General features: G+C 51.2%; 10 protein-coding genes, 1 pseudogene and 1 other annotated feature. Of the genes and pseudogenes, 8 read left to right on the top strand and 3 right to left on the bottom strand.

The annotated features are described in order from the left end of the window. The first annotated feature begins 1 nt into the window (after position 1). The 8 genes and pseudogenes from KP708_RS10365 to KP708_RS10325 all read left to right on the top strand — a co-directional run bounded on the left by KP708_RS10365 (position 2) and on the right by KP708_RS10325 (position 10770). Entirely contained in the window at positions 2-1234 is a 1233-nt protein-coding gene (locus KP708_RS10365; RefSeq protein WP_215751173.1) for an MFS transporter, read from the top strand. A 517-nt stretch (positions 1235-1751) separates the two neighbouring features. Continuing rightward, positions 1752-1864, bottom strand: a sequence feature (AL1L pseudoknot). A 344-nt stretch (positions 1865-2208) separates the two neighbouring features. Next, positions 2209-2963 (top strand): annotated as a pseudogene (locus tag KP708_RS15790) (IS5 family transposase); the annotation flags it as partial. 307 nt (positions 2964-3270) lie between these two features. Next, positions 3271-4962 (top strand): aspartate-alanine antiporter, encoded by a 1692-nt coding sequence (gene aspT / locus KP708_RS10350; RefSeq protein ID WP_215751170.1) that lies wholly within the window; start codon positions 3271-3273, stop codon positions 4960-4962. A 25-nt stretch (positions 4963-4987) separates the two neighbouring features. Then, positions 4988-6577: a bifunctional aspartate transaminase/aspartate 4-decarboxylase gene (locus KP708_RS10345; protein WP_215751198.1), complete on the top strand. Its 1590-nt coding sequence runs from the start codon at positions 4988-4990 to the stop codon at positions 6575-6577. 98 nt (positions 6578-6675) lie between these two features. Beyond that, the gene (locus tag KP708_RS10340; RefSeq protein WP_215751169.1) at positions 6676-7779 is read left to right on the top strand and encodes an asparaginase; all 1104 of its coding nucleotides are present in this window, start codon (positions 6676-6678) and stop codon (positions 7777-7779) included. A gap of 30 nt (positions 7780-7809) precedes the next feature. Continuing rightward, entirely contained in the window at positions 7810-8799 is a 990-nt protein-coding gene (locus KP708_RS10335; RefSeq protein WP_252347553.1) for a transporter, read from the top strand. 371 nt (positions 8800-9170) lie between these two features. Next, positions 9171-9329 (top strand): hypothetical protein, encoded by a 159-nt coding sequence (locus KP708_RS15785; RefSeq protein ID WP_252348095.1) that lies wholly within the window; start codon positions 9171-9173, stop codon positions 9327-9329. A gap of 283 nt (positions 9330-9612) precedes the next feature. Then, positions 9613-10770 carry an aldo/keto reductase gene (locus KP708_RS10325; RefSeq protein WP_215751168.1) on the top strand — a complete coding sequence of 386 codons (1158 nt, stop codon included), beginning with the start codon at positions 9613-9615 and terminating at the stop codon, positions 10768-10770. A gap of 527 nt (positions 10771-11297) precedes the next feature. On the opposite strand, the gene KP708_RS10320 is transcribed toward KP708_RS10325, so the two are convergent. The 3 genes from KP708_RS10320 to KP708_RS10310 all read right to left on the bottom strand — a co-directional run bounded on the left by KP708_RS10320 (position 11298) and on the right by KP708_RS10310 (position 16324). Continuing rightward, a complete protein-coding gene (locus KP708_RS10320; RefSeq protein WP_252347552.1) occupies positions 11298-13583 on the bottom strand; it encodes a TonB-dependent receptor domain-containing protein in 2286 nt (761 codons plus the stop codon). A gap of 489 nt (positions 13584-14072) precedes the next feature. Further along, positions 14073-15014 (bottom strand): aliphatic sulfonate ABC transporter substrate-binding protein, encoded by a 942-nt coding sequence (locus tag KP708_RS10315; protein ID WP_215751166.1) that lies wholly within the window; start codon positions 15012-15014, stop codon positions 14073-14075. Continuing rightward, complete coding sequence (locus KP708_RS10310) at positions 15011-16324, bottom strand: LLM class flavin-dependent oxidoreductase (protein WP_215751196.1); 1314 nt, start codon at positions 16322-16324, stop codon at positions 15011-15013. The genes KP708_RS10315 and KP708_RS10310 overlap by 4 nt, the downstream gene beginning before the upstream one ends. Positions 16325-16365: the final 41 nt, after the last annotated feature.

Here is a 16365-nt window from a genome sequence, read left to right as displayed (position 1 = left end):
CATGAGTGATATATTTTTGGAGCCAACCACCTCGGACATCGGCAGCATAGGCGACACCGAGCCTACATCCCCTGCATGGATGGCGGTTTTCTCACTGGCCATGGGGGTTTTCGGACTTCTGACAGCGGAATATCTGCCTGCAAGCCTTCTGACACCCATGGCCACCGGATTGGGCGTCTCAGAAGCCTTGGCGGGACAGGCGGTCACGGTAACGGCAGTAGTTGCCATGTTTTCCGGACTACTGACGGCAAGCCTGACGCGACGGGTCGATCGCCGGATTGTACTCCTTGCGTTCAGTCTACTGATGATCACGTCCAACCTGTTGGCTGCTCTGTCATCCAGCCTCATCGTACTTCTTGCTATGCGGGTCCTGCTGGGCATTGCCCTGGGAGGGTTCTGGAGCATGGCAGCTGCGGTAGCGATGCGCCTGGTTCCAGCGGCACTCCTGCCACGGGCTTTGTCGATTATTTTTAGCGGCATTTCGGTAGCAACCGTCGTAGCTGTTCCGCTCGGCAGTTATTTGGGTGGCCTGTATGGGTGGAGAGCTGCCTTTTTTGCAGCGGCGGCGCTCGGCGTTCTCACTCTGGCCTTCCAGTTTTTCACACTTCCACCTCTGAAGCCCCATAGTCCGGCCCATTTGGGAACTATTCTGGATGTTTTGCGCAGGCCCGGGGTTGGCGTAGGAATGCTCTGCTGTACCCTTGTTCATACGGGTCAATATGCCTTGTTCACCTATATCCGCCCGGTACTGGAAAACGTGATGGTGATCAATGTCAGCGGTCTGGCGCTGGTATTACTGGCTTTCGGCATCGCAAATTTTGTTGGAACACTGGCTGCCGGATGGATACTTGAACGTAGCCTACGCGCTACGCTCGTCATTATGCCGGTTTTGATTGGGATCGCAAGCTTGGGTCTGATCCTGTTACCTACGGGAATAACTGGTCAGGTGCTGCTGGTGATCCTATGGGGAATGGCTTTTGGTGGCGTTCCGGTGGCGTGGTCGAACTGGGTCGCGCATGCGGTTCCAGATCAGGCTGAAAGCGCGGGTGGAATGGTCGTGGTCTCCGTGCAGTCTGCCATCGCGGCAGGGGCTGCTGTAGGTGGTCTGATGTTCAGTATCGGCGGTGTGGTCGGKGTGTTTGGTGTCGCCAGCGCGATCTTGCTTTTTTCGGCTCTGCTAATCGGGCTCCGAGTACGGACCAGCGCTCGTGAGATGAATGAAAAAGCAGCCTAGGGACGCAAGCATGGGGTGATCTAAGCGTCTCGATGGCCGTCTACGATCGCCCGTCAATAATATGGGTATCTGGAGAGTCCGCCTCTTAATCTGAATGGCTTCTACGAAGGAATTACTGACTGTCCGCTCATTTTCCGTGCTGCCAACAGGTGGCATGCAGAATGTCCGCTTCGCGTTACGAACGGCAAGCCCCCCCCCCATCTCCGGCAGTTTCACAGCAACTCACCCTGAACCGCCGGGGGATTGACGAAGACCGGTATGGATAAATTACCCCACGTGTTGTCCCGGATCATGCCCCGTAAGCCAAGATTGCGTATCAGTCTGGCTACGGTAAAGCGAGCGGCCGTGAAATTTTCTCAACGAAGTTGACTCCAGACCTTGCGCACGCTGTGACACCGAAATGCTTCAATGAAGACCCGCGGCAGTATTTCGGGCTTCAACTCTCTATCACGTTGCTCTCGGGCCGATCTGCGGCTTGGTTCGCGTCGCTTTCGTGGCCGTTCATAGTAGTCTGACTGGGCAATCTGTAGCATCTTGCAAATCGGCTCGATTCCGTATGTTTTGCGATGCTCATTGACGAACCCCGTCATTTCCGAGGAGCGGTCGAGGTGCGCTTAGGAGAAATACACCGATGCCCTGCGCAGAGCTTCATTCATCTGATGCACTTCGCGGTTCTCGCGTACCAGCCTTTTGAGCCGACCGGCGGTTTCGGCTGGAACGTTTGCCTGTTTCGACCTTGGCCTTCTTGCCCATTCGTTCAGGGTATGGACTGAGCAGCCAGTGATTGCCAGCAATCGACATTATCGCTGTCTAGCTCGAAGGGTGCCTTCTTTAGGGCGGTCTTGCTCGATCAAAGTTTCCTAGGTCACGTTGACAAAAGATCTATACGATCAGCCTGAGATCTGATTCACCTCCTGCCTATGGGGTAAGGAGCAGAGAGAGCAGGCATGGCACGAGGCGATCTGACGGATCAGGAATGGGCGATAATTGGTCCGCTTCTGCCTTCTGAGCGTGGACGTTGGGCGCGCCCGTCCGGAGATAACCGCTGTTTTCTCAATGGTATGCTGCACATCCTACGCACTGGATGCCCCTGGCGTGACATGCATGAACGCTACGGCAAATGGAACTCGGTTTATGTTCGGTTTCGCCGTTGGGCCGAACAAGGTGTGTGGGATGGTATGCTGCAAACCCTTGTAGACCTTGGCCTGACCGATGACTGGCAGCATATGCTCGACAGTACCGTGGTGCGTGCCCATTCACAGGCCACTGGCGCAAAAGGGGGGCTCATGCGGAAGCTTTTGGTCGGTCACGCGGCGGCTTTACGAGCAAAATCCACGCCCGATGCGACAATCAGGGACGTCCTCTTGGCTTTGTCCTGACCGGCGGGCAGGTCTCGGACTATAAAGCCGTAAATGCCCTGCTGGAACTTCCGGCTCCAAACCCCAAGGCCATGCTCGCCGATCGGGGTTATGACAGCGACAGTTTCCGCCAGGACCTGCTGATCCACGGGATCCTGCCAGTTATTCCCTCACGAAAAGGCCGCAGTGTTCCACAGAAAACAGACTGGCGACGTTACAGGGACCGCAACCGCATCGAGCGGATGTTCAACCACCTCAAGCAGATGCGCCGCATCGCGACCCGCTATGACAAGACCGCCCTGTCCTTCATGAGTTTCCTCAATATCGCCGCAGCAAGGCTCTGGATCAGATCTTTTGTCAACGCGACCTAGACAACAGATCCGGCGCTATCAGAAAAGACTGATTGCATCATGCTTCTCACAAGCAGCGATACAGTCTGTTCTGATATCCACACCTAGAATGTTCTATAGTATTTTAATTATTGTGGTAAATAATAATTATATAAAATAAATATCTCCACACAACCATAATATAAATTATTTAATAAGAAATTGTTGCAATAACACAATAAGTGCGAATCATGTAAATTATTATTTATTGATTTCTATCAATTGGAATTATACAAATTAGTGTATATCGCAACTTATTGTGTCTGAATAAATACTGAGGAATATCTTTGTGCATGCATTGACGGCACTACTGTCTGGTCTATTTGTTGCGTGCCCAGAGATAGCTTTGTTTCTCGCCCTGATTGTCGGTTGCTGGATTGGACGCTTTCGTTTTGGTTCGTTCCAACTCGGTAGTGTCGCGGGCTCTCTGCTGGCAGCTGTCCTGATTAGTCAGGTGGGTGTTCATATTGATTCAGGCATCAAGAGTGTTCTGTTTGCTCTTTTTATCTATGCCGTTGGTTACCAAAGTGGACCGCAGTTCTTTCGTTCATTGGGGCGGCAATCTTTTAAAGAAATTTTGATGGCTGCTGTGCTTGCTATTACGGGGTTGCTCACCGTTGTAGCTGTAGCGCGTATTTTTCATCTCGATAAAGGGCTTGCTGCAGGACTTGCAGCAGGCGGCCTAACGCAATCAGCTATTATTGGAACAGCCGGTTCTTCGTTGGAAAAGATTGGTCTGCCTCTTGTGCAGGTGCAGCAGCTTCAGGGCAATGTCGCAGTTGGGTATGCTGTGACGTATATCTTCGGTTCCATCGGCCCAATTCTTTTATGCGTAAACCTGCTGCCGTGGTTCATGAAACGCGGCATCCGAGAAGATGCCATCCGTGCGGAAGCCGAACAGGCAGGTGGCGTACATGTTATGGGGGAGGGAGAGGTTTCTGCTTTTCCCAATCTTGTTGGACGGGCCTATCGTTTAACGCATTCTGATCTTACTGTTGCGCGTGTTGAAAGCATGGCCGCAGCTATCACAGTAGAGCAGGTACTGCGTAATGGTAAGGCGGTGGGCGTAGCGTCTGACATGGCTTTAATGCCGGGTGACCAAGTTCTGCTGGTTGGGCAGCGCCAGGATGTTCTGGCTATAGGGCAGAACATCGGTCAGGAAATTGGAGAAATTCCTGGTTTGGATTTTTCCCTTATTCGCCGTGATGTCGTTTTGTCCCGTAAGGATTTTGCGGGAAAAACGGTTGGACAGTGTGCCGAGCTACTTTCGGCTGCTGTGCGTCATGGTGTTTATCTTGTTGCTCTTTCGCGCGCAGGTAAAGCTATTCCCGTTACCAGCACTGCGCTTGTGCAGAACGGGGATATTGTGACTTTGCTCGGTACATCAGTAGATGTGCAGCGAACTGCATCCCAAATTGGCTCTATTCTTCTTCCTAATATTAAAGCTGATCTTGTTTTTCATTCACTAGGTATAGCCTCCGGTTTATTGATCGGTCTGGGCGTGATGCACATTGGATCTGTTCCTCTCACTCTTGGGAGTGGTGGTGGCGCTCTCCTGTCTGGCCTGCTGTTTGGTTGGTATCAAAGCCGCCACCCCGTTATGGGGAATATGCCTCAGGGCGCTTCAACCTTTCTGGTGGATTTCGGGCTGGCTGGTTTTGTGGCGGTCACAGGGTTGCAGACGGGTCAGCAGGCCATTGCGACCATCATGCAGCATGGCATTACGCTCTTCCTCTTGGGCGTTATTGTAACATTGGTCCCGCTTGTCCTTACCATGCTCTTCGGGCGCTATGTGTTGCGGTACAATAATACAGCTATTTTTGCAGGCGCTTTGGCTGGCGCGCGCAGTGCCAATCCAGCCTTTGGTGAAGTGCTGAACCAAGCGGGTAACGCCGTTCCCACTCCCGCTTTTGCCATTACTTACGCCGTTGCAAACGTTCTTCTGACATTGTTGGGACCACTTGTGGTCGCCTTCTCCTGAATATTCAAAACAAGGAAACTTAATAATGACAATCGATTATTCTAAATTTCGTGATCTCAGTCCATTTGAACTTAAAGATACACTTATAAGCTTGGCTTCGTCGAAGGCAGACCGCGTTATGCTTAATGCAGGTCGTGGCAATCCCAACTTTCTAGCTACACTCCCGCGCGCGGCCTTTTTCCTGCTTGGGCAATATGCATTGTCGGAAGCACGCCTTTCTCTGTCCTATCTGTCACCAGGGCTTGGAGGCACAGTGCGGATCGAAGGAATAGAAGGGCGTTTTGACCGCTTTATTGAAAGCAACGCAGATAAAGAAGAAGCAGCTCTTTTAGGACATGCCCTCAGCTACGTGAGGGATCAGATGGGGCTCCCTCCTGCTACATTCCTTGTCGAAATGGTGGAAGGTATTCTGGGGTGTTACTACCCGACCCCGCCACGCATGCTGACCCTGAGCGAAAAAATTGTTGCGCAATACGTGCTGCGTGAAATGGTGGGTGGAAGTGTCGCACTGGATTCCACAGATTTTTTTGCGACCGAGGGGGGCACGGCGGCCATGGCCTACGTGTTCAATTCCCTCAAGCAGAACAGTCTCATCAAAAAGGGAGACAAGGTGGCTATCGGCATGCCCATCTTTTCTCCCTATATCGAAATTCCACAGCTTGAAGAATACGGCCTTGAAGTTGTGCCAGTGCAGGCCGATCCAGCTCTGAATTGGCAGTATCCGGAAGGTGAACTGGAAAAACTGCGCGATCCGGCGGTAAAAATCTTTTTCTGCGTGAACCCCAGCAATCCCCCATCTGTCAAGATGAACGATGCGTCGCTGGAGAAGATTGCATCCATTGTTAAAGAACGCCCGGATCTGATGATCTTGACCGATGACGTTTATGGCACGTTTGCTGATGGCTTCCGGTCGCTTTACGCAATCTGTCCGCAAAATACGATCCTTGTTTACTCTTTCTCAAAATACTTCGGAGCAACAGGTTGGCGTCTGGGGGTAATCGGCATGCATAAGGAGAATGCTATTGATGCGCGATTGGCACAGCTTCCGGAAGAGGAAAAAAATGCACTGGTAAAACGCTATTCCAGCCTGACAACAGATGCCGCAAGCTTGAAGTTTATTGATCGACTAGTGGCGGATAGCCGTGCTGTGGCACTAAACCATACGGCTGGCCTTTCGACCCCGCAGCAAGTTCAGATGGTACTTTTCTCATTGTTTGCGCTGATGGATCATGAAGGTCGTTATAAAGCGACGCTCAGGAGCGTCATCCGCCGTCGGGAAGCCGCGCTTTATCAGGAATTGGGGGTAGCGCCAGCAGAGGACGCGAATGCAGTAGATTACTATACCCTGATTGATCTGGAAGACGTCTGTCGCACCCTGTACGGCGACAACTTTGCCCAGTGGATGCTCAAACGTTCCAGCACAGGTGAGATCCTGTTCCGGATTGCGGATGAGACAGGCATTGTTCTGCTGCCAGGCACCGGGTTTGGCGCTACACGTCCATCGGCACGCGCCTCTCTCGCAAATCTCAATGAATTCCAGTACGCGGCGATTGGTCGTTCATTGCGAAAGATGGTTGAGGAATATCACGGCGAATTCGTGAAAACTCAGGAATAATCAAAACTACAGGGCTCCCTTCAAGGATGCTGATGCTGTTTTTAATCACGGGAAGAGAGGGCAGCCCTTTCTCTTCCCGTGCCGGAAAAGTATTCCCTATGTTTTCTAGGCGTGCCCTGCCTCTTTTTGCTGCAACTCTGGGAGTAGCTTCGATTATGCCTGCTTTTTCTCACACAGAAGCCTCAAGCGCTCCTCATGAGATGATTCATCAACAGATAGCGTTACCGCGCGTGCTCGTATTGGCGACTGGTGGCACGATATCCGGAAAGGCCGCCCCTCGGTCCGCCATTGGATACGACGCCGGCGTTGTAACGGGAGAGCAGTTGATTGCTGGTGTGCCGGGGGTCGAAAAACTAGCGCACTTGCAGGTAGAGCAGATCTCCAACATTGCATCCCAGAACATGAACAGCAAAGTCTGGTTCAAAATTGCCGAGCGTATTCAGAAGGCGTTCTCTAATAACGAAGCCGATGCTGTTGTGATCACTCACGGCACTGACACAATGGAGGAGACTGCTTTCTTTCTGGGGACCGTGATTGGAGATGCGCGGCCCGTTATTTTGACCGGCGCTATGAGGCCCAGCACAGCTATTAGTGCTGATGGCCCGGCAAATATGTATGAAGCTGTGAAAGTAGCGGTCGATCCGCAGGCCCGCAGGCGGGGTGTGCTAGTGGTTTTGAATGACGAAGTGCAGTCGGCACGTGGTGTGAGCAAAATGCATACGACGTCTCTTCAGACATTTCGTTCGCCTAATCTTGATCTTGTTGGATATGTTGATCCGGCAAGCGTGCGTTTTATTACTCCGGTAAAGCCTGAGCATCATCTTGCTCTTCCGAGAGATCACAAATTGCCTCCCGTACAGATTGTATATGCCCATGCAGATATGGATGCGCAGCAGATTGACGATGCCGTCAGGCATGGCGCACGCGGTATCGTGATTGCAGGGATGGGGGACGGCAATGTTTCGAGTGATGCCTTGGCTGGCATGGAACGAGCTACGAAGGCAGGCGTAGTTGTCGTGCGCTCTACCCGTGTTGGCAGTGGTTTTGTAAACCGTAATGTAGAAGTTGACGATGACCGCTACGGTTTTGTGGCTTCTATGGATCTGAACCCACAAAAGGCGCGAATACTTCTTCAGCTGCTTCTGGCGAATGGAAAAAACACATCAGAAGATATTCAACCCATCTTCAACGCCGGGCTTTGAGTACGGAAATTTTGTATAACGAGTAATTAAATGAGGGCACGCCTTAAGAATTTATTGCGTGTGGATGAAGAATTGTCTGTTAAAAAAGCAGTTTTTTGCTTTCTGGTATTTGCAGGTGGTTTTTCATCTGCACATGCCGGTCAATGGTATACAGGTTCACTTGTTTCCCCCTCTGGCACAACACGCGAAGGAGTTTTGAATGTCGAACCTTACTTTTCTTACAGTCAGCCTCTAGGCAGTTTTGGTCCACACGGGCGAACGCTACCAGCATCTCACCCCTTACAGCGTATGTTTTCAAACTCCACTCTCTGGAAATACGGAATTTCTCAAGACTTCAGTATTCAGATTCATACAATCGTTGATTACGGGTGGAAACATGCTAACGGTCATTCTCATGGGCCCAAAACAGGTGATGTCCCTGTTGATCTGATCTATCGTTTGGTAAGGCCCGACCCAAGACGTTACATTCCTGCCCTTAACCTCTTTGCAGGAATGATTTTTCCTACAGGTGACTACAAAAAACTACACAATATTCAGGATGGGGTAGGGAGTGGCGCTTATGTTTTTCGCTTCGCCTTAACTGCGCAGTCTACTTATACGCTGCCGGGTCATCATGAATTACGTGTACGAGCATGGAACTGGTTTCGGCGGGCAGTTACCTCGGCCTCACTGACCGATGAAACAAGTTATGGCACGGCCTATGGTTTCCGGGGGCGTGGCAGGCCGGGAATGAGTGGACAAAGCGGGTTTTCGTTGGAGTATGGCTTGACCCAGAAGTGGGTCTTGGTCATGGATCTTGCTCGAGATTGGTCGAATGGTTCAGTCTTGCGTGGGCACGATACTAACGGAACTTATGTCAGTAAAACGGGATCTGCTAACACAGATTGGCAAATTGCTCCGGCTTTTGAATACAACTGGAATGCAAACTGGGGCATAATTGCGGGGGCAGCGTTTTATTTTTCTGGTCACAATAAAAATATCCAAGTCTCCCCGCAATTTGCAATTAACTCTATGTTCTAGATCAAGTTGACTAAAGATCTATACCATATGTCGACACCTGCTTCACTTGCTTCTTGTGGTATATAAGGACAAAGAGAGTAGGTATGACACGAGGTAATCTGATAGATTTGGAATGGTTGATGATTGAGCCTTTTCTGCCTCCGGGCGCCAAGGTAGGGAGCGTCCAAGCGGAGATAACTGCCTGTTTTCAACGGTATGCTGCGTGTCGTGCACACAGACTGTCTGGGGGGAGGCGTGCATGAGTCCCACGGCAAGTGGAATTCGGTTTATGTTCGGTTTGCCGGTGGGTTGAACAGAGCGTCTGGGATGCCCTCTCGGCTTTACCCTCACAGGGGCGGTAAGTCTCAGGCTACAAAGCCATATGTGCCCGGATGGAACCGCCGATTTCAAATTCCAGGGCCATGCTGGCTGATTGGGTGTATGATAGCGACAGTTTCCGTCAGGATCTGCCGCAGCATGGTATCGTGCCGGACATTCCATCACGCAAAGACCAAAGTGCGCCGCAGAAAATAGACTGGCGGCGTTACTGAGATCGCAACGGCATCGAACGGATATTCAATTATCGCCGCTAGGCTTTTTGGGGATCAGGTCTTTTGTCAACGTGAGCCAAGGAGCGGGGTGCAGACCGTAAAACTCTCCGTACAAAGTGGATAGGGAAATATTCTCTTCGGCACGGCGGGATTGCGGTTTCTTGAGAGGTAAGTTGGAGGGGGATGACACAATGACGTGACCTTCCTTCAGTAGCCCCGGAAAGTTTCGAACCTCAACGGGTTACAGGCATTAAGAGCCACATCCATCTCATGTGAGGACGCGATGACAGCCACCCGCCGCAATCTTCTCGCCCTTTCGGCCTTGGGAGGCGCAGCCGCGCTGATGCCCCGAAGCGGACAGACCCAGGATGCACAGCATGCTGGAGATGTTACCCCGACCAGGGGGGACATTGTGCGTGATACGCTCCCAGTGAATGTAACGCAGACGGGCCAGCGGTTTCGTCCTCCGACGCGCATTGGACTTGGTGGGGTCCCGATTGGAAATGGCTTTGCCGCTGGTACGGATGAAGATGCTGAAGCCACGTTGGAAGCGGCCTGGGCTTTAGGGATACGCTATTTTGATACGTCGCCTTGGTATGGTCTGGGCTTGAGTGAGCGTCGGTTTGGCCATTTTTTGCACACGCGGCCAAGGGATGAATTTGTCCTGTCTACCAAAGTTGGCCGATTGCTGACCGCCGCTCCACAGCCGCCTGGTGGCACGATGTGGCATAATCCGTCTCCTTTCGCCTACCGCTATGACTACACGGCAGATGGCGTTCGGCGGTCGATCGAGGACAGCCTTCAGAGACTAGGAATTTCTCGGCTTGATATCGTCTACATTCATGACCTGTCGCCAGAAAACAAGGATATGGGACAACGTTGGACGACTTATTTCGATCAAGCTGCCAAAGGTGCCATTCCGACGCTGACCAGGATGCGGGAGGAAGGTCTCATCAAGGGGTGGGGGCTCGGGGTTAATACGCCTCAAGCTGTCCTGAGAACCCTTGAGATCGGGGACCCGGATATTGTCCTTCTGGCAACGCAATATTCCATTCTAAGGCATGACGAAGCTCTGGCGCATACTTTGCCTGCGCTTGCCCCTCGTGGCATTTCGGCCGTTATCGGCGCGCCTTTGAATGCAGGTTATGCTGCCGGACGCAATCGCTATGATTACGGCGGCACCATTCCATCCGGGATGGGGCGTAAGAGGGCGGCGATGGAAGTTATAGCCAAGAAGCACGGAACTGATCTTCGTACGGCAGCACTTCAGTTCGCAGCCGCTCATCCGACGGTCGCAGCCGTCATTCCGGGAGCGCGTAATGCTGCCCAGATGCAGGCCAATGCGAAATCCATGGAAGTCTCGATTCCGACGGCTTTTTGGGATGAACTCAGGAAGAAAAATCTAATTGCGCAGACTGCACCTGTTCCTGCTCCAGTGTAACTACAAACTGGGCAGGTAGAGCGTTTGGTATCGCTTTTCTCTAAGGCATGGAAAGAGGATTAGATCTTTTCTTTAGGAGAATATCATTTATTTTGGAAATGGTCGGAAGAGTAGGCACCAAGAGCGACTTGGGATTTGTTGAAAATATTGATTGCTCATGCTATGGTTATTGTTTGATAATAATATATAGTTTCCCGTGATGGTGTAGAATAACACACAATAACTTCGAATAATATGTCAAAGAAACATTATCGATAATACTTCAAGGGCTAGCGTACTACTTGAAGAGACAATGAATTTCCTGTTTGCCGGGGCGCGGGTTGTCATCTTAGAAAAGCAATATCTGAAATACTTCTAATATCCCTCCCTGCAAGACAGATTTGCGCTGGATGCAACCGAGGGACGATTATGCTTTTTTTATCAACAACCGCTGGATCCTGTTTGCCCCATGTTTGAAATGTAGGAGCAAAAAGGGGCCAGCGGTATGTCTCACTTGTAGTTATTGAGATGAGGTCTGAGAAGTATCTTTAGTCGTTTAGTCCGATCGAAATTCCCGCAAATATACCAAACCCGTCTCCCGGTTGCATGACTGAGAGCTGTCGGCCTCCTGCGATATATCCAGGTACTACAATGGAGGCATAATGTTTATTGGTCAGATTGTTAAAAGACAAGAAGACCTGACGGTGTTTCCCGGGCCATTCATAGCCAATGTTGGCATTATAGATATGATAAGAAGGCGCGAAATAAGTGTCGTCGTAAGACCCTGAAACCTTTGACGAAACCTGTGTATTGAACCCGGCATAAAAGCCATTTTTCAGGTCAAGACGGACTTCTCCCTGATAGAAATGAGCAGGAATTCCTGGAAGCTTGTTCCGGCCGAAAACGGCATCATTTTTGAAGTGAAAATCCTGATAGGTATAGGATTGACGTAAGCCTAGTGTTCCGCCGGACCATTTATACAGATCTGTCTCCAGAGACGCTTCCACACCCTGATGCACGGTTGGGGACGCGTTTGAATAGGTCGCATTCCCATAAAGTTGTGACAATGGGGTCATGACAGACAGAAGTTCATTCCTCACAGAGGAATAGTAGTATGTCAGGCTCCATTTATTGTGTAGCCAGTTGCCTGTCGTACCAATTTCATACGTTGTTGCTGTCTGGTTTTCGAGGCTGGCTCCCGTTGCAGTCAAGCCTGCTGCAGGACCGGTTGTGTAGTTTGCGCCAGACAGAAGTTGCCAGTCATTAGGTGGCTGAAAACTGCGACTGACGTTTCCATAAACCGAGACATGCGGACTGATAACATACCGAAATCCTCCACGCGGGGTAAAGCCCACGGCCGAGGTGCCAAGAGAGCTTTGCGTAGGGTACGTCACAGCAGTAGAGCGCTGCACGAAGTCCAGAGCACCGGCAGCTGTTAGCCAGAAATTATGAAAGAGTTCAAAGTTGTCTCTGATGTGGAAATAGTTGTCCGTTCCGCCGTAAGTAGCGTGTCGAAGCTTTGTTCCAAGCGGAATGCCAGCATAAGTGCCGGTATACGTTCTGGTCCGCGTAGTTTGCCAGGCGTCCAGATCGCTATAGGTGTCAATGCCGAACAGCATATCATTGCTGCGGCCCCACAGCTTGTCTTTCCGGGTGTATCGGATCACGCCCGCAATCGTCTTGTATCCCCAGATGCCCGCAGTCGTACCATTCTCAATATCAATCGGAGCATCCTGGTAATCAATTCCCAGCTCCAGTTTGGAATGATCGTCAATCCGGATGGTTGTCATGTTGCCATACCATTTTGAGCCCGGCTGAATGCGCTTGGAATGAAGCGCAACATAAGTCGATTGTGCCTGTTTCGGATTGTCAATGATCTGATCTCGCGTCAGAAATCCTGGATATCCGTTTTGCGTCTGTCGATACCGGAAGAAGAACCGCGTGGAGACTTTATCATTGAAGCGGTATCCGTAGTTTGCGTTAACACCAAAACTGCTGGCCGCCGTCTGTTGCTGGTAGCCGCCTCGATAAGACTTGGTGATACTGACATAGTAGTCAGACTTCCCAATGACTTTTCCGGAACTGATCTGCTGCTTGTTATAGTTGAAGCTGCCTGCTTCTGCCCGAACCTGGAATAAGTCCGCATCATACCCCGTCGGTGTGACGTAGTTGATAGCGCCACCAAGTTGTACGCCGCCATAGTCAAACGCATTGGCGCCACGAAGCACTTCTGTATAACGCACGCCGAGTGTTTCAAATAATTCGTAAGGCGTGCCAGCCGGCGTCGTTACGGGGAGGCCGTCAAACATCATCAGAATGCCAGAACGAAAATAGTTTGTACCTGTTTGAATTCCGGAACCACGGATAGACAGACGCAAGCCATCACCTCCACCCGAACTCTGGGCAAAAACGCCTGGCTGGAACGCAAGAACGTCAGCGTTAGTGAAGTTTCGGCCTTTCAGAACCTCGTGCGCGTCAATCACACTGACGCCACCGGGAATGGTGCTTAATGCTGCCTTCGATTGATCGACCACAGAGCGTCGACGGGTGGAAACCTTGATTGTTTCACTTGTCGGGGCGACGAAGGATTTGGGCGCAGCAGAGCGATGAACCGCCTCAGAAGACTGTGTCCCACTAACGGCAGAGGGGGGTGTTACGAGTTTTTTACTCGAAGTGCCTGTACGGTGATGAGTTGGATGAGTTTTGTACTCTGCCGCTTCGCTTATGAGTGGCGTCATTGCGACCGCGCTTAACAAAAGGGAGGACAGGCGGCCGTGGGGCACACCAAGGCGAAAACCTGTATGGGAATGCACCTGATTTTTCTTGCTCTTCATTTTCAAGCTCATTCTGAGGCGCAATTTTGCCCCATGTTTATTGATGCTCTGGCTCACATTCGGAGCTCTGAATTTTCAGGTGTGAATTCTGTGGCCGCACCTGCAACGGAGGGTAATGCGGTATCTCTGGTCTCTTTCGTTTAATCGAAAGATAGAGAACACAGCATTGTTGCTTTGGGTGGGCGTGACGCAACTTCACAACAAGGCTTGTTGCCTTTTAGGCATCACCGCGCTTACATCGCATCCAAGTATTCCTTACCTAAAGACATGTCACCAAATACGATGGTTAAAAAACTATATTACTTTTTTAATTAGATTTATACAGGCGCATATATGATTATTAATCAGGTCTTATATGAAAATCTCTGAGTGATAAGGGCGGTGATGGAATTCCGTCTTAAAAAGTGAAACGGCTAACGCAGCCTGAACCGTTCCTTTCAATGGCTCTTTTGGCGCGATCATTAGTGAAATTTTTTACGCTTCTGATGATCATTTCCAGACTGCTGAAGCGATATCGATGCGTGAAGGTAAAAGTCCTTCTTTTAAAAAACCGTCAGCAACCTGTTGCTGTTCCTGAATAATATCCGCGCTCATAGGCGCATAACCAAAATCACGTGTCTTGATTGCAGAATATACCGTATCGTACGGCAGTCCTGTTTGTGTTGCGAGAAGATGGGAAACTTCGGGCTTATGGATTTGTGCCCAGACATCCGTTTGAGCGATCTGATGAAGTGCTTCCCGAAGAAGATCAGGCTGACTTTCTGAAAATCCACGGCGAGCCAGGAAAAACTCTCGATTGGCGACCATATCCTGTGCGGTTGTCAGAATGCGTGGCCCACTGGACAGCGCTCCGGACAGATAGGGGTCCCATATTGCCCATGCATCGATCTGGCCGCTTTCAAAGGCTGAGCGAGCAGAGGGGGGCGTGAGATAGGCGGGTTTGATATCATGAAAAGATAGCCCGGCTTTATGCAGGGCCTGAAGAAGAAACCAGTGGACGTTGGACGCGCGATTGAGAGCGATCCGCTTGCCCTTTAGATCCGCGACGGTGCGGATCGAACTGTCTTTGGGGACAAGAATGGCTTCGGCTAGTGGGGCAGGAGGCTCATGTCCGACATACACAAGTGCACCGGGGCTTGCGGCGGCTGCAAACACTGGCGGAGCATCGCCGGTCTGTCCCAAATCAAGTGCTCCCGCGACTAGGGCCTGCAGGAGCTGTGGGCCAGCCACGAATTCGGACCACACGACATTCGCGCGGCCAGCCAATGCCTTTTCCAAGGCGCCAGATGCCTTGAGAATAACCAAGGTGCTGTAGCGCTGATAGCCGATGCGGATAACCGGTGTTGCTGCGCGAACTGGCGAGGCAAGGGTGAGTGCAAGAGTGCCAAAAAGTAGGTGGCGACGCTTGATAATGGCGCGTGTATCAGTCATGGAGCCGCCGTGTTGTATTGTGGTTCAGATGTTCCGAAGAGCTTTTCCCGTAGAGTTCCGGGTTGATATTCTGTCTTGTAACGGCCACGCTTTTGAAGCTCTGGCACGATATAAGTCACGAAGTCCTCGAAGCTTCCTGGGGTGATGGCGTAAGCGAGATTGAGACCGTCAATACCTGTGTCTTCAATCCATTTTTCAATCTGATCCGCGACTTTCTGCGGGCCACCAACGAACGTTACGCCCATGCCCCCAATTGCCGCATGTTCTGCGAGTTCCCTGACGGTCCACACCCGTTTGGGATCTACAACGGTCAAGGCATCGATGGCGGAGTGAATGGCGTCATTACGAATATGACGGACAGGATCATCGAGATCGAAGGTCGAAAAATCGATCCCCGTCCATCCTGACATGAGCGTCAGAGCACCTTCGTGACTGACATACTTTCTGTATTCCGCCCATTTTTCTAAAGCGGCCTCATCGTTTTCGGCCGTTACGATGGTTACGAGAGAGAAAATCTTGAGTGATTTCCGTGACCGCCCAGTGCGCTGGAGCTCTGCTTCCAGCCCTGAAACGGCATGTTTCGCCACTTCTTTGGATGGGCCAGCAATAAAGACGCATTCAGCGTAATCTCCGGCAAAAGCCCGCCCTTTACTGGAAGTTCCGGCTTGATAGAGGACGGGTGTTCGCTGAGGTGAGGGTTCACAGAGATGAATTGCATCTACCTCAAAGTATTTTCCTTTATGCTGAAGGCGATGAACCTTTGTGGGATCCGTAAAGATCCCACTTTTTCTGTCCCGACGGACGGCGCCGTCCTCCCAGCTTTTTCCCCACAGACCTCGAAGAACCTGCATATAATCACGCGCGACATCGTAACGCTCATCATGAGATGTCTGTTGTTGCTGACCAACGCCTTTTGCGGCGCTGTTCAGATAACCCGTTACAATGTTCCATCCCATCCGCCCGTTGGTAAGGTGATCCAGGGTGCTGATGCGGCGAGCAAAGGGGTAGGGATGTTCGAAAGAGAGGGTTGCCGTCAGCCCAAAGCCCAGATTTTCAGTGACCGCGGCCATGGCGGAAATCAGCATGGCCGGATCATTGACGGGAACCTGAGACGCATTGCGTAATGCCGCTTCCGGGCCGCCTCCATATACATCGTAGATGCCAAGAACATCTGCGATGAAAAGGCCGTCGAACAGTCCATGTTCAAGCGTTTTCGCCAAGTTCGTCCAGTATCCGATGGTGTTGTAATGCCATGACTGATCGTCCGGATGCCGCCATAGGCCGCTTGCCTGATGAGAGACGCAATTCATATCAAATGCGTTTACGGGGATAAAAGACACATGCGCTCCTT

The organism is Gluconobacter sp. P5H9_a (assembly GCF_018812085.1).
Taxonomy (GTDB): domain Bacteria; phylum Pseudomonadota; class Alphaproteobacteria; order Acetobacterales; family Acetobacteraceae; genus Gluconobacter.
Note: the sequence above shows the minus strand (reverse complement) of the source record. Positions and strands in the feature narration are given on the sequence as shown.